The 18,273-nt window shown below is 61.0% G+C and carries 12 protein-coding genes, 2 tRNA genes and 2 rRNA genes; 4 read left to right on the forward strand and 12 right to left on the reverse strand.

The genetic code is table 11. The features are described 5' to 3' along the window. Positions 1–160: 160 nt before the first annotated feature. The 5 genes from ACUDP5_RS22135 to ACUDP5_RS22155 form a co-directional block, all read right to left on the reverse strand. A 23S ribosomal RNA gene (locus ACUDP5_RS22135) occupies positions 161–3,045 on the reverse strand. 308 nt (positions 3,046–3,353) lie between these two features. Continuing rightward, a tRNA-Ala gene (locus ACUDP5_RS22140) sits at positions 3,354–3,429 on the reverse strand. Between the two features lie 26 nt (positions 3,430–3,455). After that, a tRNA-Ile gene (locus tag ACUDP5_RS22145) sits at positions 3,456–3,532 on the reverse strand. A gap of 133 nt (positions 3,533–3,665) precedes the next feature. Further along, positions 3,666–5,196: ribosomal RNA gene (locus ACUDP5_RS22150) — 16S ribosomal RNA — on the reverse strand. The 16S and 23S rRNA genes sit together here with 2 tRNA genes alongside, the layout of an rRNA operon. Positions 5,197–6,545: 1,349 nt before the next feature. Further along, positions 6,546–6,914, reverse strand: a complete 369-nt coding sequence (locus ACUDP5_RS22155; protein ID WP_445657210.1) for a hypothetical protein — start codon at positions 6,912–6,914, stop codon at positions 6,546–6,548. 153 nt (positions 6,915–7,067) lie between these two features. On the opposite strand from ACUDP5_RS22155, the gene ACUDP5_RS22160 reads away from it, so the two are divergent. Next, on the forward strand, positions 7,068–8,015 hold the full coding sequence (locus ACUDP5_RS22160; protein WP_263911600.1) for a LysR substrate-binding domain-containing protein: 948 nt from the start codon (positions 7,068–7,070) through the stop codon (positions 8,013–8,015). 50 nt (positions 8,016–8,065) lie between these two features. On the opposite strand, the gene ACUDP5_RS22165 is transcribed toward ACUDP5_RS22160, so the two are convergent. Beyond that, a complete protein-coding gene (locus ACUDP5_RS22165) occupies positions 8,066–9,583 on the reverse strand; it encodes an acetyl-CoA hydrolase/transferase family protein (protein ID WP_263911599.1) in 1,518 nt (505 codons plus the stop codon). A gap of 125 nt (positions 9,584–9,708) precedes the next feature. On the opposite strand from ACUDP5_RS22165, the gene ACUDP5_RS22170 reads away from it, so the two are divergent. Both ACUDP5_RS22170 and ACUDP5_RS22175 read left to right on the forward strand, forming a co-directional pair. Next, complete coding sequence (locus tag ACUDP5_RS22170) at positions 9,709–10,632, forward strand: LysR family transcriptional regulator (RefSeq protein WP_263911597.1); 924 nt, start codon at positions 9,709–9,711, stop codon at positions 10,630–10,632. Between the two features lie 229 nt (positions 10,633–10,861). Further along, positions 10,862–13,288, forward strand: coding sequence for a DUF3772 domain-containing protein (locus ACUDP5_RS22175; RefSeq protein ID WP_445657211.1), 2,427 nt, complete (start codon positions 10,862–10,864; stop codon positions 13,286–13,288). Between the two features lie 31 nt (positions 13,289–13,319). Here the strand turns inward: ACUDP5_RS22175 and ACUDP5_RS22180 are convergent, their stop codons facing one another. From ACUDP5_RS22180 to ACUDP5_RS22190, 3 genes are all read right to left on the reverse strand, one after another. Next, positions 13,320–14,033 carry a hypothetical protein gene (locus ACUDP5_RS22180; RefSeq protein WP_445657212.1) on the reverse strand — a complete coding sequence of 238 codons (714 nt, stop codon included), beginning with the start codon at positions 14,031–14,033 and terminating at the stop codon, positions 13,320–13,322. Between the two features lie 46 nt (positions 14,034–14,079). After that, a complete protein-coding gene (locus ACUDP5_RS22185) occupies positions 14,080–14,544 on the reverse strand; it encodes a hypothetical protein (RefSeq protein ID WP_263911592.1) in 465 nt (154 codons plus the stop codon). A 457-nt stretch (positions 14,545–15,001) separates the two neighbouring features. Further along, complete coding sequence (locus ACUDP5_RS22190) at positions 15,002–15,415, reverse strand: hypothetical protein (protein WP_445657213.1); 414 nt, start codon at positions 15,413–15,415, stop codon at positions 15,002–15,004. Between the two features lie 122 nt (positions 15,416–15,537). On the opposite strand from ACUDP5_RS22190, the gene ACUDP5_RS22195 reads away from it, so the two are divergent. Continuing rightward, positions 15,538–15,828, forward strand: a complete 291-nt coding sequence (locus ACUDP5_RS22195; RefSeq protein WP_175194581.1) for an antibiotic biosynthesis monooxygenase family protein — start codon at positions 15,538–15,540, stop codon at positions 15,826–15,828. A gap of 13 nt (positions 15,829–15,841) precedes the next feature. Here the strand turns inward: ACUDP5_RS22195 and ACUDP5_RS22200 are convergent, their stop codons facing one another. From ACUDP5_RS22200 to ACUDP5_RS22210, 3 genes are all read right to left on the reverse strand, one after another. Next, the gene (locus ACUDP5_RS22200) at positions 15,842–16,459 is read right to left on the reverse strand and encodes a 3'-5' exonuclease (protein ID WP_263911589.1); all 618 of its coding nucleotides are present in this window, start codon (positions 16,457–16,459) and stop codon (positions 15,842–15,844) included. 3 nt (positions 16,460–16,462) lie between these two features. Continuing rightward, the gene (locus tag ACUDP5_RS22205) at positions 16,463–16,687 is read right to left on the reverse strand and encodes a DUF1653 domain-containing protein (RefSeq protein ID WP_263911588.1); all 225 of its coding nucleotides are present in this window, start codon (positions 16,685–16,687) and stop codon (positions 16,463–16,465) included. A gap of 113 nt (positions 16,688–16,800) precedes the next feature. Next, positions 16,801–18,270, reverse strand: coding sequence for a methyl-accepting chemotaxis protein (locus ACUDP5_RS22210; protein WP_445657214.1), 1,470 nt, complete (start codon positions 18,268–18,270; stop codon positions 16,801–16,803). Positions 18,271–18,273 lie beyond the last annotated feature (3 nt).

Raw genomic sequence — 18,273 nt, forward strand, 5'->3', positions numbered from 1 at the left:
ATCTTGGAAGAAGCGCAACGTGTGGGTGATCAGAGACTCGCTCGATGATCACGCACAGTGGGGTGTAATTGGTGTTGGCTGGCTGCTGACGGTGCAGCCAGATTTTGTATTGAACGACACTTGGAACGCTACATCACCAGGTCATAACCATCAGTGTTATAGGATCAAGCCTCACGAGCAATTAGTATCGGTTAGCTTAACGCATTACTGCGCTTCCACACCCGACCTATCAACGTCCTGGTCTCGAACGACTCTTTAGGGGGATCAAGTCCCCGGGATACCTAATCTTCAGACGAGTTTCCCGCTTAGATGCCTTCAGCGGTTATCTCTTCCGTACTTAGCTACCCGGCAATGCCATTGGCATGACAACCGGTACACCAGAGGTACGTCCACTCCGGTCCTCTCGTACTAGGAGCAGGCTCCGTCAAGTATCCAACGCCCACGGCAGATAGGGACCAAACTGTCTCACGACGTTTTAAACCCAGCTCACGTACCTCTTTAAATGGCGAACAGCCATACCCTTGGGACCGGCTACAGCCCCAGGATGAGATGAGCCGACATCGAGGTGCCAAACACCGCCGTCGATATGAACTCTTGGGCGGTATCAGCCTGTTATCCCCAGAGTACCTTTTATCCGTTGAGCGATGGCCCTTCCATTCAGAACCACCGGATCACTATGTCCTGCTTTCGCACCTGTTCGACTTGTCAGTCTCACAGTCAAGCACGCTTATGCCATTGCACTATCAGCACGATTTCCGACCGTACCTAGCGTACCTTCGAACTCCTCCGTTACACTTTGGGAGGAGACCGCCCCAGTCAAACTGCCCACCATGCACTGTCCCCGATCCGGATAACGGACCAAGGTTAGAACCGCAAACAAACCAGGGTGGTATTTCAAGGATGGCTCCACGTGATCTAGCGACCACGCTTCAAAGCCTCCCACCTATCCTACACAGGCCGGTTCACAGTCCAATGCAAAGCTACAGTAAAGGTTCATGGGGTCTTTCCGTCTAGCCGCGGGTAGATTGCATCATCACAAACACTTCAACTTCGCTGAGTCTCAGGAGGAGACAGTGTGGCCATCGTTACGCCATTCGTGCAGGTCGGAACTTACCCGACAAGGAATTTCGCTACCTTAGGACCGTTATAGTTACGGCCGCCGTTTACCGGGGCTTCGATCAAGAGCTTGCACCCCATCACTTAACCTTCCGGCACCGGGCAGGCGTCACACCCTATACGTCGACTTTCGTCTTTGCAGAGTGCTGTGTTTTTAATAAACAGTCGCAGCCACCGATTCTCTGCGACCCCATCATGCTAAGCGCGCAGGCGCTTCACACTACCGGGGTATACCTTCTCCCGAAGTTACGGTATCAATTTGCCGAGTTCCTTCTCCTGAGTTCTCTCAAGCGCCTTGGAATATTCATCCCGTCCACCTGTGTCGGTTTGCGGTACGGTCTCGTACAGCTGAAGCTTAGAGGCTTTTCTTGGAACCACTTCCAATCACTTCGCAAGCAATGCTCGCTCGTGCCATACCCTTGATTTACGCGCCCGGATTTGCCTAAGCGCCATCTTCGATACAGCAACAGGGACATCCAACACCCTGATGATCTTCCGCGATCCGTCCCCCCATCGCACTGTACGACGGTACTGGAATATTAACCAGTTTCCCATCAGCTACGCATCTCTGCCTCGCCTTAGGGGCCGACTCACCCTGCGCCGATGAACGTTGCGCAGGAAACCTTGGACTTACGGCGAGGGGGCTTTTCACCCCCTTTATCGCTACTCATGTCAGCATTCGCACTTCTGATACCTCCAGCAGCCTTTACAAGCCACCTTCGCAGGCTTACAGAACGCTCTCCTACCGCGTGCACTAAAAGTGCACACCCGCAGCTTCGGTTTATCGCTTAGCCCCGTTACATCTTCCGCGCAGGACGACTCGATCAGTGAGCTATTACGCTTTCTTTAAAGGATGGCTGCTTCTAAGCCAACCTCCTGACTGTCTATGCCTTCCCACTTCGTTTCCCACTTAGCGATAATTCGGGACCTTAGCTGGCGGTCTGGGTTGTTTCCCTCTTGAGTCCGGACGTTAGCACCCGGTGCTCTGTCTCCCAAGCTGTACTTGCGGGTATTCGGAGTTTGCCATAGTTTGGTAAGTCGCCATGACCCCCTAGCTATAACAGTGCTCTACCCCCCGCAGTAATACTTGAGGCACTACCTAAATAGTTTTCGGAGAGAACCAGCTATTTCCAGATTTGTTTAGCCTTTCACCCCTATCCACAGCTCATCCCCTAATTTTTCAACATTAGTGGGTTCGGTCCTCCAGCACGTGTTACCGTGCCTTCAACCTGGCCATGGATAGATCATCTGGTTTCGGGTCTACACCCAGCGACTGAATCGCCCTATTCGGACTCGCTTTCGCTACGGCTTCCCTATTCGGTTAACCTTGCCACTGAATGTAAGTCGCTGACCCATTATACAAAAGGTACGCAGTCACCCCACAAGGAGGCTCCTACTGTTTGTATGCATACGGTTTCAGGATCTATTTCACTCCCCTTCCGGGGTTCTTTTCGCCTTTCCCTCACGGTACTGGTTCACTATCGGTCGATCACGAGTATTTAGCCTTGGAGGATGGTCCCCCCATCTTCAAACAGGATTTCACGTGTCCCGCCCTACTTTTCTTACGCTTAGTTCCACACACAAAATTTCATCTACAGGGCTATCACCTGCTACGGCGGGGCTTTCCATCCCCTTCGATTATCTTGCATGCTAAAACGTAAAGGCTCTTCCGATTTCGCTCGCCACTACTTTCGGAATCTCGGTTGATTTCTTTTCCTCGAGCTACTGAGATGTTTCAGTTCACCCGGTTCGCTTCCACTAGCCTATGTATTCAGCTAGGGATACCGCATTGCTGCGGTGGGTTTCCCCATTCGGACATCTACGGATCAAAGCTTGTTTGCCAGCTCCCCGTAGCTTTTCGCAGGCTACTACGTCCTTCATCGCCTGTGATCGCCAAGGCATCCACCATATGCACTTAGTCGCTTGATCCTATAACGCTGTAGGCTATAGGACCTGAGTATTAGCGTTTGTGCCGTTCATAAGTTTCAAAGCAGTCTGAAGTTATTCACTTCAGTCTTGAGAACTTGGAACAAAATAATGCAATCACAACCCGTACTTATCTTCATCGACTTGCGCCGAGTACTTGATAAGTACATTTCGTTGTGCTTCTTCCAGATTGTTAAAGAACGAATATAGCTGTCAGGTAAAACCTAACTCATAAGACCGTCGACTTATTCAATCACGATGCTATGAGTTAGCCTCTACACGTCACCACCAGGTGACTGCTTGAGAATCAATGGTGGAGGTGAACGGGATCGAACCGATGACATCCTGCTTGCAAAGCAGGCGCTCTCCCAGCTGAGCTACACCCCCATATTCAACGCCTGGCGTCAAATACTTGGTGGGTCTGGTTGGATTCGAACCAACGACCCCCGCCTTATCAAGACGGTGCTCTAACCGACTGAGCTACAGACCCAAAACCTTCTCGGATCAGTAGTCAGGATGCCATGGACACAGGGAGGAATCCCTCTACCCAAGCCCACAACCGATCCCAGCTATATATCAAACAACCGATAAGAGTGGACGCTTAACACGAGCACTAAGCTCTGAAAGGAGGTGATCCAGCCGCACCTTCCGATACGGCTACCTTGTTACGACTTCACCCCAGTCATGAATCCTACCGTGGTAATCGCCCCCCTTACGGTTAGGCTAACTACTTCTGGTAAAACCCACTCCCATGGTGTGACGGGCGGTGTGTACAAGACCCGGGAACGTATTCACCGCGACATGCTGATCCGCGATTACTAGCGATTCCGACTTCACGCAGTCGAGTTGCAGACTGCGATCCGGACTACGATCGGGTTTCTGGGATTGGCTCCCCCTCGCGGGTTGGCGACCCTCTGTCCCGACCATTGTATGACGTGTGAAGCCCTACCCATAAGGGCCATGAGGACTTGACGTCATCCCCACCTTCCTCCGGTTTGTCACCGGCAGTCTCATTAGAGTGCCCTTTCGTAGCAACTAATGACAAGGGTTGCGCTCGTTGCGGGACTTAACCCAACATCTCACGACACGAGCTGACGACAGCCATGCAGCACCTGTGTTCCGGTTCTCTTGCGAGCACTTCCAAATCTCTTCGGAATTCCAGACATGTCAAGGGTAGGTAAGGTTTTTCGCGTTGCATCGAATTAATCCACATCATCCACCGCTTGTGCGGGTCCCCGTCAATTCCTTTGAGTTTTAATCTTGCGACCGTACTCCCCAGGCGGTCAACTTCACGCGTTAGCTGCGCTACCAAGGCCCGAAGGCCCCAACAGCTAGTTGACATCGTTTAGGGCGTGGACTACCAGGGTATCTAATCCTGTTTGCTCCCCACGCTTTCGTGCATGAGCGTCAGTGTTATCCCAGGAGGCTGCCTTCGCCATCGGTGTTCCTCCGCATATCTACGCATTTCACTGCTACACGCGGAATTCCACCTCCCTCTGACACACTCTAGCTCGGTAGTTAAAAATGCAGTTCCAAAGTTAAGCTCTGGGATTTCACATCTTTCTTTCCGAACCGCCTGCGCACGCTTTACGCCCAGTAATTCCGATTAACGCTTGCACCCTACGTATTACCGCGGCTGCTGGCACGTAGTTAGCCGGTGCTTATTCTGCAGGTACCGTCAGTTTCACGGGGTATTAGCCCATGACGTTTCTTTCCTGCCAAAAGTGCTTTACAACCCGAAGGCCTTCATCGCACACGCGGGATGGCTGGATCAGGGTTTCCCCCATTGTCCAAAATTCCCCACTGCTGCCTCCCGTAGGAGTCTGGGCCGTGTCTCAGTCCCAGTGTGGCTGGTCGTCCTCTCAAACCAGCTACGGATCGTCGCCTTGGTGAGCCGTTACCCCACCAACTAGCTAATCCGATATCGGCCGCTCCAATAGTGCAAGGTCTTGCGATCCCCTGCTTTCCCCCGTAGGGCGTATGCGGTATTAGCTACGCTTTCGCGTAGTTATCCCCCGCTACTGGGCACGTTCCGATACATTACTCACCCGTTCGCCACTCGCCACCAGACCGAAGTCCGTGCTGCCGTTCGACTTGCATGTGTAAGGCATCCCGCTAGCGTTCAATCTGAGCCAGGATCAAACTCTTCAGTTTAATCTCTGTATTTGTTCGTATTTCTTAACCCCCGAAAGGGTCGAGTCATACGTCGCTACTCAAAGGAAGTGAGGTATGTTCTTAAACTTGACGTCTAAGGTACTTCACTTCTAGTGAGCACTTAATTTCATTGTGCTTGTGACCGAAGTCACTCTGCACTCGCATCAAGCGCCCACACTTATCGGTTGTTTAATTGTTAAAGAGCGGTACTGCTAAATTCTGTACTACATTTACTTCTTACTGCTATCTGCCCGTCAACTTCGGCTAACTTCGCTTTCGCGTCGTCGCTGTCGCTGTCGCTGTCGTTGTCGTTGCAGCAGAGAAACGAGATTATGAAGAAGTTTTTATCGTTTGTCAAGTCAGCTTCGTTTCGCTTTAAAACTTTCGTTTTCAACTCAACTTCACCGCCTTGCCACTCGACCTCTCCAGGTCTCGCCCTAGCAGCTATCGAAACATCAGGGTTAACCCTAACTTTTCGGCAACTGCCAAGCCTGAAACTATAACACAACTTTTGCAGATTATGCAACCGGCTTTTGCCTAATTTGCATCCTATCCTGCAACCCCGCCATCCGGTGAATTCCTTCACTTTCCAGCAGCCCCGGGAAACCCCAGAGGTTGGTTACCGCTCAGTCGGCTAGCAACTTGATTCAGACCACCCTACCGGGTAAACCCTGATTCGCTGTCACCAGCCAAGCCCAAGACTATAGCACAATTTTTGCAGATTGTGCAACTGGCTTCTGCCTGATTTGCACCATCTTTTGCAAAACCCGCTGACTGCTGGTTCGAGAACCGTTGCCGGCCCATCGCCTTGAAGCCCTGCGGCAGATCTGTGTTGCCGAGGCATCCAGATCCGTTGCACTTGCTTGGCTTCGCGGTTCAGAAAACTGCTTGAACTGCGAAGGAGCGAGACTATAGCACAGAATTTTGCGTTGTCACGCGCCCGAAGCAAAAACCTGCGTAGGAATCGTCATCGGTTTGCGCGCCCCTGGGGAAGAACGCGCAAACGGGCCCCGCGCCGTGTGCCCTTCCCCCCCTCGCGGGTGACGTCCGTCTCTACGCTCCGTCTCTACGGGATGACCTGCATGGTGCTATCCACATAGAAGCTCTCTCTATATAGGAACGCCTTCTATGGGGAAACGAGCCGAAGAGGCTCCGCTGAAGCCCCTCCTCTATATATAGAGAGAGTCGCCTCGCGGAGACACCTTGGACCGACGCCGGGCAAGGGGCGTCGTCGCCGAGTCCAAGGGTGAGGCGCCGTCAGCGCTCAAAGGCTGGGCGTCTCTCTATATAGAGAGACGCCCAGCCCACAGAGACAAGCCTGGCCGGCTCGGGCTCACTTCGCCCGACCGTCACCAACGCAGGGTTTCGATACGAGTGATCCGCTTGAGGGACTGCTCGAGCGTGGTCTGGTTCACCAGCCATTGCGGGGCGCCCACATCCTTGAGCATGTGGGCATCCAATTCATGGGCCAGGTTGCGCAGCACGGCTTCGGCCCGTTTCTGCCGATAGGCACGCCACAGCCGTCCGATCAGGCTGCCCGCCTCCTTGGGCTGTGGATCGGCCACGGTGACCGCCGGAACCGTCTCGACTATCGTCGCTTGAGAGGCGGTGACTTTCGCTGCAGGATGGAGGGAATCTTCGGCCGGACGCGCCGAGCGAGCTGCCGGGGGCACGTTGCCAAAGGGCGGAGCAATCGGGGGGCAAGAGTGCGCGGTCATGGGTGATCTCCTTGTTTCGATCCTTTTGGTAAGCGTAGTCGCCCAAACCCCGCCTGAAAATCGAATTGTTTTACCCGATACGGTCAGTTAAGCTAACCAATCAAGAGCCCTTGCCCGCCCTGATCCCACCGACTCTCTCGCCATGCCGACCTTATGCGCCTGCCTCTGAACACCCTGCCGGCTTTTCGCGCCGTCGCCGAACTGCAGAACCTGCGCGCCGCAGCGGACCGACTGCACCTGACGCACAGCGCGGTGAGCCAGCAGATCAAGGGGTTGGAAGAACAACTGGGCTTTGCGCTGTTCGAGCGCAGCGGGCGCGGCATTGTGCTGAATTCGGCTGGTGCGGCGCTGCTGTGCAGCGTGCAAAGCGCGATGGCGCTATTGGATGAGGGGCTGATGGCGGCGTCCGCCGCGGCCAGCGGTAGCGCGCAGCGGATGCGCGTGTCGGTGCTGCCGTCATTTGCGCAGCGTTGGCTGTTGCCTCGCATGGCACGCTGGCACGCCCAGCATCCCGGACTGTCGCTGGAAATCGAGACATCGCAGCAGGTCGTGGATCTGCTGCGCGATGGCTTTCATGCCGCTTTGCGATTTGGCCGCGGGCCTTGGCCAGGCGTGGAGTCCGAACCGTTATTCGATATGCCGCTACCGCTGATTGCCCTGACCTCGCCCGAGACGGCGCGCGCGCTGCCTGACAACACGCCCGAAACGCTGGCGCGCCAGCCACTGCTGGGCGAACGGGACATGTGGCAGCACTGGTTCGCCGCAGCGGGGCTGCGCGTGCCGGTTACGCCGGTGGCGACCTTCAACGATGCCGGCATGATGCTGCAAGCGGCGGAACAGGGGCTGGGCATTACGCTGGGGCGCGAATTGCTGGCCGCAGACGCGATTTGCTCGGGCCGGCTGGTGCAAGTCTCCCCCATCAGCGTGCATTACGAGCAGGCGCAGACCTATCACCTGGTCTACCGACCCAGCCTGCGCGATTGGGCGCCGCTGGTCGCGTTCAAGCAATGGCTGCGCGACGAGCTGGAGCGGTCGAGCAAGACGCTGGTGACGCCAGCACGCCACGAGGCGGCCCAGACTGCACAGGAAAAAAAGGGGTAAAGCGGCCCGGCTTTACCCCCGACAGCGGCAGCGGTTGATCCGCGCCAGGGTCAAGCGACCTTGCGTTCGGCGGACGGCGCCGCGCGCATGCTGTCCGTTTCGTTGAAGCGCTGGTGCCAGGAAAACGCTTCTTCGAGCAGGTGCGGCGTCTGGCCGCCGCGCTGGCAGGCACGATCGAAGTAGTCTTGCAGGGCGTCGCGATACGACGGATGCACGCAGTGCTGGATGACCGCGCGGGCGCGCTCGCGCGGCGCCAGGCCGCGCAGATCGGCCAGACCGCATTCGGTGACCAGCACGTCGACATCGTGCTCGGTATGGTCCACGTGAGACACCATGGGCACGACGCTGGAAATATCGCCGTTCTTGGCCATGGACTTGGACACGAAGATCGCCAGGTGGGCATTGCGGGCGAAGTCGCCCGAGCCGCCGATGCCGTTCATCATGTGGGTGCCGCCGACATGGGTGGAATTGACGTTGCCGTACAGGTCGAATTCCAGCGCCGTGTTGATAGCGATGATGCCCAGGCGGCGCACGATTTCAGGCGCATTGCTGATTTCCTGCGGCCGCAGCACGATGCGCTCGCGATAGTGCTCGATATTGGCCAGGATCTTTTCGTACACCGGCTTGGACACCGTGATGGACGACGCCGACGCGAACGCCAGCTTGCCCTGGTCCAGCAGTTCGATGGCGCTGTCCTGCAGCACTTCGGAATACATGGTCAGGCCGTCGAATTCCGACGACTCGAAACCATGCAGCACCGCATTGGCGATGGTGCCGATGCCTGCCTGCAGCGGCAGCAGCGAATTGGTCAGGCGACCCGCGTCGACTTCGCGACGCAGGAAGGCGTTGATGTGCGCGGCGATGGCATTGGTCTCGGCATCCGGCGGCAAGGCGTTGGACGGGCTGTCCGGCTCTTGCGTGATGACGATGGCGGCGATGCGATCGGGATCCACCTGGATGAACGGCAGGCCGATGCGCTGGTCCGCAGAGACCAGCCCGATGGGCTCGCGGCCCGGCCGGTCGGCAGGCACGTAGATGTCGTGCAGGCCTTCGATGGCTGCGGGCACGCCCAGGTTCAATTCAATGATGACGGTGCGCGCCTGCTGGGCGAACGACGCGGAATTGCCCACCGACATGGTCGGGACGATCGCGCCGGTTTCAGTGATGGCGGCGGCCTCGATGATGGCCACGTCGATCGGGCCGATGTGGCCAGCGCGCAATTGCTCTGCCGTTTCCGACAGATGCTGGTCGATGAAAGCGATGGCGCCCTGGTTGATCTTGCGGCGCAGCGTGGTGTCGACCTGGAAGGGCATGCGGCGCGCCAGCGCATTGGCCTGCGCCAGCATCTTGTCGGTGTCGTGACCCAGCGAGGCGCCAGTGATCAGCGTGATGGACAAGGGTTCGCGCTCGGCCCGGCTGGCCAGCGCCGCCGGCACGGATTTACAGTCTCCGGCGCGGGTGAAGCCGCTCATTCCGACGGTCATGCCGTCTTGGACCAGCAGGGCCGCCTGTTCGGCGGACGTGATCTTGGCGCGCAGCCCAGGATGGCGGATACGGTCGAGATGCATGGTGTCTCCAGATTTTTTTCGCAGTATAGGAATGTCGAGCCAAATCTCGTAATGACTTAAAATCATTCAATCCAGTCGTTTTTTTCATTGATTGAATGTGGCGCACCTTGCGCAGGAGACAGGCCTTGGACGTGCGAGCCTTGCGGTATTTCGTGGAAACGGTGCGGCACGCCAGCTTCACGCAGGCAGCCAGGGCCTTGTTCGTGACGCAGTCCACGGTCAGCAAGATGATCCGCCAGCTGGAGGAAGAAGCCGGCACCGCACTGCTGGTGCGTGACGGTCATACGGCGCGGCCCACCGATACCGGCCGCGTGATGTACCAGCGCGGCCTGCAGGTGCTGGAAACCATGCGACAGCTGACCGAGGAAATGCGCCAGACCGCCGACCTGCAGCGCGGAGCGCTTGAGGTCGGCATTCCGCCCATGATCAATCTGCTGTTCACGCCGGTGGTCAAGCGCTTTCGCGAGCTGCACCCCGGCATCCACCTGACCCTGCGTGAGGGCACGGGGCGCGCGGTCGAGGACCAGGTGGCCGGCGGCGAACTGGAGGTGGGCGCCACCATCTTGCCGGTCGCGCCCGACAGCGGCCTTGCCGTGCAGGCTTTCGGCAGCTATCCCATCTGGGTGATCGGGCCGCCGGACGCCGCCTGGGCCGGCAAGACATCGCTGCCGCTGAGCGCGCTGCGCGACACCCGGTTGTTGATACCTACAGACGATTTCGCCATGACGCGGCGGCTGCGGCAGGCCTTCGCCGACGCCGGCCTGCAGCCCGGCATTGCAGCCCAGAGCGCGCATTGGGATTTCCTGGTGGCGATGGCGTCCGCCGGCCTGGGCGCGGCGTTGTTGCCCGAACCCCTGATGCAGAGGATGAAGACTCGCGGCCTGAGCACTGCCAAGCTGGCCAAGTCCGGGTTGCAATGGGAGGTGGGCCACATCTGGCAGCAGTCCGGCTACCTGTCCCACGCCGCGCGAGCCTGGTTGGCCGTATGCGAAGCGGTGCTGGGCAAGTCGCGGCCGGCGCCGGCACGCAAGCCTGCGGCGTCCCGCTAAGCCCCGATACCCGCTCGATTTTGCGACCGTAGTTTGCCGCCGCAGCCGGCTTCTGGCGGCCGGACCCCGCTCGACCGAAATGTGTCCCTTTTTTATAGCCCGGACGGTCGCCTGGCGGCGCGTCCAGGCCCCGATATCTATCAGGGACGCAGCTGAGTTTTTGTTGCAACGGCCCCGTCCACGGCTTGTTATGCTGCCGCCTCGATGCGAGCGAATCGCCCCAAGAAAAATGACCCCGAACCTGCAACACCTGTCTTCGCGCACCACCCGGCCGCGCCGTTTTTCCCTTGCCGCCCTGATCGCCCTTCTGCTGCTGGCGCTCAGTCTGTCAACGGCCTATGCCGCAGCTCCCGCCGCGCCCACCGATACCGAGGCCACGCTGACCAATGCCCGCAAGCAGCTGGACGAGATCCGCAAGCGCGTGCCCGACGAAACGGACGATGCCGCCTTGCTCAAACAGCGCGGCGATGCGCAGGACATCCAATCCAAGGCCGACGCGACTGCCGACGCCCTGACGCCGCAACTGGCCAGCGTGACCGCCCGCCTGAGCGAGCTGGGCGCCCCGCCCGATGGCGTCAAGGAGGCCCCGGACGTTGCGGCGCAGCGCATGCAGCTGGAAAAGACCAGCCGGGCGCTGGATGCACAGATCAAGCTGGCGCGGCTGCTATCGGTAGACGCCGCGCAGACCGCCGAGCAGATCTCAGGCCTGCGCCGCACGCAGTTCCAGGCGCGGCTGGGTGAGCGGCGCGATTCGTTCCTGTCCGGTCAGTTCTGGGCGGAATTCCGCGAAGAATTCCCCGGCGACCTGGAGCGGCTGGTGGCGCTGCGCGATGACCTGACCACCGCGGTTGGCCAGACGCCCAAGTGGGGCTGGCTGTTGCTGGCCGCCGCAGCCGCGGTGGCGATCGCCCTGCGCGTCTGGATTGGCCGCGTGCTGTTGCGCATCACCGCGACCCGGGTGCCGCCCGGCCGCTTGCGCCGGTCGTTCCTGGCGGTGGCGCTGCTGGCGCTGGCGGTCGCCACGCCCGGCGTCATCGCCGTGCTGATCCACGCCGGCCTGGACTGGAATTCGCAGTTGTCCGATAGCACCGGTGCCCTGCTGGCCAACCTGGTGGCGACCGTGTGCTTTGGCGGCTATGTGTCCGGCCTGGGTTATGCACTGATGTCGACCAACCGGCCGTCCTGGCGCCTGCCGCCCATTACCGATGCGGTGGCGCAGCGCCTGCGCTGGCTGCCCGGGGTGCTGGGCGTACTGGTGGTGATGATCTGGCTGGCCGAACGCTTGCCCGTACTGCTGAACGCCAGCCTGACCACGACGATCACCCTGACGGGCATCGTGGCGGTGTTCGTGATGGCGACCATGGCGGTGGCGCTGTCCATCGGCCGCCGCCTGCGACGCCAGGCGCAGCAGGCGGACGACGCCCCCACGCCGTTCTGGATCTCGCTGCTGCTCACGGCGATGGGCACGGTACTGATCATCAGCCTGGCCAGCCTGCTGGCGGGGTATGTGGCGTTTGGCAGCTTCCTGACCAAGCAGGTGCTGTGGGTCGCGATCATTCTCGCATCGGCCTACCTGCTGTCGACCTTGATCGAAGACGGCTTCAGTACCCTGCTGGGCACCTCGCACCGCGACGACAACGAAGGACCCAGCCTGCGCGACCAGGCGGCGGTGCTGCTGTCCGGCGTGGGCCGGGTGGCGGTAGGCCTGTTGGCAGTGATCCTGCTGCTGGCCCCGTTTGGCGAAGGACCGATGGACCTGCTGCAGCGCTTTGACCAACTGCGCAAGGGGCTGGCCATCGGCGAAGCCAACATTCGTCCGGGCGCGGTGCTGCAAGCGTTGCTGGTGTTGGGCGTGTCGCTCCTGAGCGTGAAGATGCTCAAGCGCTGGCTGTCCAACCGTTATCTGCCGACCACCGAGCTGGACCCCGGCATGCAGCTGTCGGCCGCCACCTTGTTCGGCTATGCCGGCTTCGTGCTCGCCGTGGCCTTGTCGCTGTCGGCCGCCGGCATCGGGCTGGAACGGGTGGCGTGGATTGCCAGCGCCTTGTCGGTGGGTATCGGTTTTGGCCTGCAAGCGGTGGTGCAGAATTTCGTCTCGGGCCTGATCCTGCTGGCCGAGCGCCCCGTCAAGGTGGGCGACTGGGTGTCACTGGGCGGCGTCGAAGGCGACATCCTGCGCATCAATGTGCGGGCAACGGAAATCCAGATGGGAGACCGATCCACGGTCATCGTGCCGAACTCGGAATTCGTGACCAAGACGGTTCGAAACGTGACGCGCTCGAATCCGCTGGGCCTGGTGCAGATCAAGCTGCCCCTGCCGCTGTCAACGGATGCACAGCGTGTGCGTGAACTGATCCTGCAGGCGTTTGCCGACCACGAGGACGTCCTTGATACGCCGGCGCCCAACGTGTTCCTGGATGGCATCGAAGGCGGCAACCTGGTGTTCAACGCCAAGGGCTATGTGTCGTCGCCACGCTCGTCGTACGGTGTGCGCAGCGCCTTGTTGTTCACATTGCTGCAGCGGTTGCACGAGGCCGGGCTGGAGGTGTCGTCGCCGCCCACGATGCTGCTGGCCTCTGCCCCGCAAGCCACCGCCCTGCAACCGCCCACGGCTGAAGGGCCGGGCGCCGCGGCCGCGCCTGCCGCCACGCCCTGACGCTTCGCACGCCTGTTCGCCGGCCACGATCTCAGCCCGGCGAATAGAAGTCCACCAACCCCTGGCGATCCATGCGCGGATTGCGTAGCGCCGGCGAATTGGGCATGGTGTTCTGTACCGACGGCACCGGATAAGCCTGCGCGGCTGTTGCGGACACGGGCGGTGCATATTGCGCGGTCTGCATCGGCGGCTGCGCGGGCGCGTACATTGCCTGATTCGAGGCCGCGGGGGCTGCCTGGGCCACGGTCGGATTTTCGAAACGATGGTCGGCCGTCGTCAGCGACGGATTGGTGCACAGGCCCTGCGCGGTCAGCGCCGCCTTGGTGCGGTCGTCGGTCTGGCACAGGATGTCGACCGCAGCCGTTTCCAGCCGGCGCGAACGGTCGGGGTCCTTGGTCGATGCGGCGGCCTGCATGGTCCGTTCGAAGTTGCGGCGCAGGCTGCATTTCGTGTCCTCGACCGGGAACGCAACGTTCATGCCAAACCCCACGACTGAACCGCCGCCGCCGGCCGACACCATGCAGCTGTCGGACGAGAACGAGCCGTAGAAGCTCTGCGCGCCGATCGGCGGTGCGGTGCGCAAGGTACTCGAACCGCTGTTGTTGGAATTAAGCGTAATACCCTGGTTGTTGCCCGCGTTGGTGGAGCCTGACGACGCGGAGGTCGTCGCAGCGGAAGAGCTGGTCTGGGCGTTGGCTGAGAACGCGACCAGCGACAGGGATAAGGCAAGCGCAATGGTTTTCATGATGTCCTCCAGCCGGACGGCCGAGGCCGTCCGGGTTGCCTGCTGCTCAGTGACCGAACCCACCCACGTGACCGATACCGTGGATCGCCGCCGTGGCGCCGATCGCGCCCGCCTTGAACGTGCCCGTTGCCGAGGCGTTCGTGGTGGTGCTGCCGAACGTGGCGCCGCCATTGGCGACGCTGTCGCCCACCATGATCGGTGCGTTGCCGGTGATATGGCCGTAGGTTTCGCTGGTGGCGTACTGGCGGGTACTGGTCACCACAGTGGTGCCGTCCCTGTTGAAGCTGCCACCGGCAGTGGCGACGCCGCCGGTCTCGCCAAACGACGTCTGGCTCGAAGAGCCGTAGCCATTGATCTGTGTCGACACCACCGAAGTCCCGGTGGATACGGACGAGACCGTGCCGGTGATGGTACCGACGTGACCCGATGCGGAAATGGTCGGGCTCGGCCCGGTCGCGTAGGCGGAGAACGCGACGAGGGACAGAGTTGCGACTGCTGCGAGCTGTTTCATTTGAGCTCCTCCTGATCCGCTTCATGCGGATGCACAGGTGCCGGTGGCCGACCGGCGCGGACCTTTACCCCCCCGACGCAGTACGCCCTTCCGGCAACATGGCGCTTGGGACTTTCGTATTGGTACGGAATGATTGCGCCGCACTAAGGATGTCGATATCGGTTAAACGGGCGACCGGTCCCAAGAGAGTGGGGAAGAAGACGTAAAAGATGTCGTGCAATCTGCGATCACCCCGCTACAGGCCATGCAGATGGACGAGCCGGAACGCGCCGCGCGTGACATTGCTGCGGCGCTTCTCAGCTTTTAGGATGGGGGGGCGAGCTGCGATCTCGCGCAAGTAACCTAGCGCGCACGGCGGCAGGCCGAGCGGCGACAGCCTTTAGGCTGACTGTCAGGATGGAAGGAGCAAAGCCGTATCACGACCAAGCGATGCTTGCTGACGTCGCTTGCAGCGGGGTCAGGCCCGTGGGTTCGCACCCAAGCGCCCGGCCAGGCAGAGGGATTCTCGGCGCACCAGCGCCAGGTCCACCGCGACGAGCAATAACAGCACGCCGCACTCGGCCAGCTCCAGCCGCGCCGACAAGTGGTAGCCCGCCAGCAGCTCGATGCCTGCCCCGCCGGTCAGCCAGCATGGCCACACAGGCGCCGGCCCCCTGGTCGCCATGCCGTTGGCGCGACTCAATCCCAGCCAGGCCATCAACGGCAGGCCAAGCATCGACAGCGGCACATAGACGGCAATGGCCGACAGCACGGCGGCCACACTGAACTGGGTCTGCGAGGCCAGCGCCATGACGGCGAGCGCGCCAACTGCCGCGTACCACAACAGGCGGACAACGATCAGGCGCGGCAGGGTGACAGCTTGTCGGTTCATCGGAATGGCGGGAGGCCGGCAGGGCGAACCTGCTGCCCGCCCGGCGACGCGAGGGGAATTTTCAGCCATACTACTCCGCCCGGCCGGGGCCTGCCCGGCCCCTTTCATCCGGAGACACCATCATGATCCAGGAGATCGCCAGCATCCATGTCCGCGAAGGCCAGGAAGCGCTGTTCGAAGCCGGCGTGGCACAGGCCAAGCCGCTTTTTCTGCGTGCCCGGGGCTGCCACGGCATGGAGCTGTACCGCAGCATCGAGCAACCGCAGCGCTACACGCTGGTCGTAGATTGGGAAACCGTCGAAAACCATATGGTGGATTTCCGGGAATCGCCCGATTTTCAAGAATGGCGCAAACTGGTGGCGGGCTTCTTCGTCGAACCGCCGCAGGTGCATCACGAACAGAAAGTCGTCTGACATAGCGGCGGCGTCAGGCCGCCGCCAGCCTTGAACTGGCCGCCAGCGCCACGGCAACCGTGGTGCGCACATCGGCCAGCGCCCGGTGGGTGGGTTCGGACGCGCCGACATGCCGCGCCAGCACGTCCAGTTTGTGCGAGGGCAGCTCAGGCCAGGCCCGCCGGGCCAGCGCCAGCGTGCAATGGGTGGCATTGGCGAACGGCATGCCGGTCTGCGCTGCGGCGGCTTCCAGGAAACGCCGGTCGAACGACGCGTTGTGGAAGAACACCGGCAGGTCTTCGACGAACTCCAGGAACCGCGCGAATGCCAGCGCCACCGGCAGGCCCTGGCTGTCGACCTCTGCTTGCGTAATGCCGGTCAACCGCGAAATGAAGGGCGGCACCGCGCCGCGGGTGCGCACCACCTGCGCATATTCCCGTTCGGCCGCACCGCCCGGCCCCACCCGGACTGCCGCGAATTCCAGGATCTCGCAGGTCGAGGTCGACAAGCCCGTGGTTTCCAAGTCGGCCACGATGAACGGGCCGCGCAAGGCGTCCAGCGCCGCGGATAGCGCGGCTGACGGCGGGCGGGCGGCGCCGGCGGGTCGGGCAGTGGCGCCCGTCTGGCGTGTCCTGCGGTAATAGAAGGCCACGGCCTACTCCGCCGTGCGCAGCGGGGCGAAACGCGGCGAGCCGTCAGCCAACTGGCCGAAAAACAGGTCGGCCGGCCGCACCCACAGGCCGCGCGCGTGCGGCCAGAGATGCTCGTAGACCACCATCGTTTCTTCCGTCTCGGAGTGGCGGGCGGTGTCCACATAGCGGTACAGGCCGCCCTTGTAGTGGCGATGGGTGGCGAGCGCCAGGGCTTCGGATTCGGTCATTGAATTTTTGCCGCAAAAGACACGGCCCGGGCAGGGGGCCTGCCTGGGCCGACGGGTTCAAACAAGACCGTATTTATAGCGCACTCGGGCGGCAGGCATGCCCGCCGCGGGGTTCAGTACCGCACGTATTCCAATACGGGCTTGGGCGGCAACGGCGTATTGGCGGCGGGGCGCGCCCGCACGGACGGCGCCACCGGCTTGACCGCCGGCTTCAAGACGGCATGGCCGCCATGCAATTCGTGGGCCGCCTGCAGGGCGGACGCGGCTTCGGCGGTCATCTGGGTGATGTCTTCAGTGACTTCGCCCAACTTGCCCGACTGGGCCAGGGATACCTCCACCACTTCGCCCATGATCTCGGTGACCCGGCGCGACGACGCCACGATGTCTTCCATGGTGGCGCCGGCCGATTGGACCTGGCTGGCGCCGCTTTCGATCTGTTCGACGGAGGTGGTGATCAACCCTTTGATTTCCTTGGCCGCGGCGGCGCTGTTCTGTGCCAGGCTGCGCACTTCGGCCGCCACCACCGCGAAGCCCTTGCCGTGTGCGCCCGCACGTGCGGCCTCGACCGCGGCATTGAGCGCGAGGATATTGGTCTGGAACGCGATGCCGTCCATCACCCCGATGATTTCCGAAATGCGCCTGGAGCTGTCGGTAATGGCACTCATGGTGCGCACCACCCCCTGTACGGTCTTGCCCCCCTCTTCGGCAACCTTGCAGGCGTCCTGCGCCAGGGTATTGGCCTGGCTGGCGCGCTCGGCATTTTCGGTCAGCCCCTGCACGGCCACGCGCAGCGTCTGGGCAGCGGTAAATCGCTTGGTGATGTCGGTGGCGAATTTCACGACTTTGAAGGGCCGGCCTTCGGCATCGAAAATCGGGTTGTAGCTGGCTTCGATCCAGACCTGGCGGCCATTTTTGCCAATGCGCAGATATTGGCCGGTATCGTGCTGGCCACTGCGCAGTTTGCGCCAGAAATCCTTGTAGGCCTGACCGCGGGCCTCTTCGGGCAGGACAAACATGCTGTGGTGACGGCCCACGACCTCGTCTTCGCGATAACCCACCGCGTTCAGGAACAAATCGTTGGCGCGGATGATGGTGCCGTCCAATTCGAATTCGATAATGGCCTGGACTTTGGAAATGGCTTCGAGCTGGCCTTCGGTATCGGCCTGGCGCTGCTGTTGCGCGGTGATATCGGTGGCGTACTTGACCACCTTGAACGGGCGGCTGCGCTTGTCGAAGATGGGGTTGTAGCTGGCCTGCAGCCAGACATCCGCGCCATCCTTGCGCATGCGCCGGTAACGGCCGGCGTCGTGGGCGCCCTGGCCCAGCCGCTGCCAGAAATCCAGGTATTGCGCAGACTCGCGCTCGCCAGGGTCGACGAACATGCGGTGATGCTGCCCCAGCACCTCGTCCAATTCGTAGCCCATGGTGTCCAGGAAATTCTGGTTCGCCATCAGCACGTGGCCTTCGAGATCGAATTCGATAACCGCCTGAGCCTTGTGGATGGCCGCGATCTGGCCATACAGGTCTGCTTTCTGCATGCCGCGCTCGCCACGGAGCAGGCGGTTTAGGGTAAGCCATTGCATGTT

Source organism: Achromobacter sp. NCFB-sbj8-Ac1-l, assembly GCF_052695805.1.

Excerpts from the sequence above, each read along its gene's own strand:
- ACUDP5_RS22155 (WP_445657210.1), bottom strand. The coding sequence starts at position 6,914 with ATGACCGCGCACTCTTGCCCCCCGATTGCTCCGCCCTTTGGCAACGTG.
- ACUDP5_RS22160 (WP_263911600.1), top strand. The coding sequence starts at position 7,068 with ATGCGCCTGCCTCTGAACACCCTGCCGGCTTTTCGCGCCGTCGCCGAA.
- ACUDP5_RS22165 (WP_263911599.1), bottom strand. The coding sequence starts at position 9,583 with ATGCATCTCGACCGTATCCGCCATCCTGGGCTGCGCGCCAAGATCACG.
- ACUDP5_RS22175 (WP_445657211.1), top strand. The coding sequence starts at position 10,862 with ATGACCCCGAACCTGCAACACCTGTCTTCGCGCACCACCCGGCCGCGC.
- ACUDP5_RS22180 (WP_445657212.1), bottom strand. The coding sequence starts at position 14,033 with ATGAAAACCATTGCGCTTGCCTTATCCCTGTCGCTGGTCGCGTTCTCA.
- ACUDP5_RS22185 (WP_263911592.1), bottom strand. The coding sequence starts at position 14,544 with ATGAAACAGCTCGCAGCAGTCGCAACTCTGTCCCTCGTCGCGTTCTCC.
- ACUDP5_RS22190 (WP_445657213.1), bottom strand. The coding sequence starts at position 15,415 with ATGAACCGACAAGCTGTCACCCTGCCGCGCCTGATCGTTGTCCGCCTG.
- ACUDP5_RS22195 (WP_175194581.1), top strand. The coding sequence starts at position 15,538 with ATGATCCAGGAGATCGCCAGCATCCATGTCCGCGAAGGCCAGGAAGCG.
- ACUDP5_RS22205 (WP_263911588.1), bottom strand. The coding sequence starts at position 16,687 with ATGACCGAATCCGAAGCCCTGGCGCTCGCCACCCATCGCCACTACAAG.
- ACUDP5_RS22210 (WP_445657214.1), bottom strand. The coding sequence starts at position 18,270 with ATGCAATGGCTTACCCTAAACCGCCTGCTCCGTGGCGAGCGCGGCATG.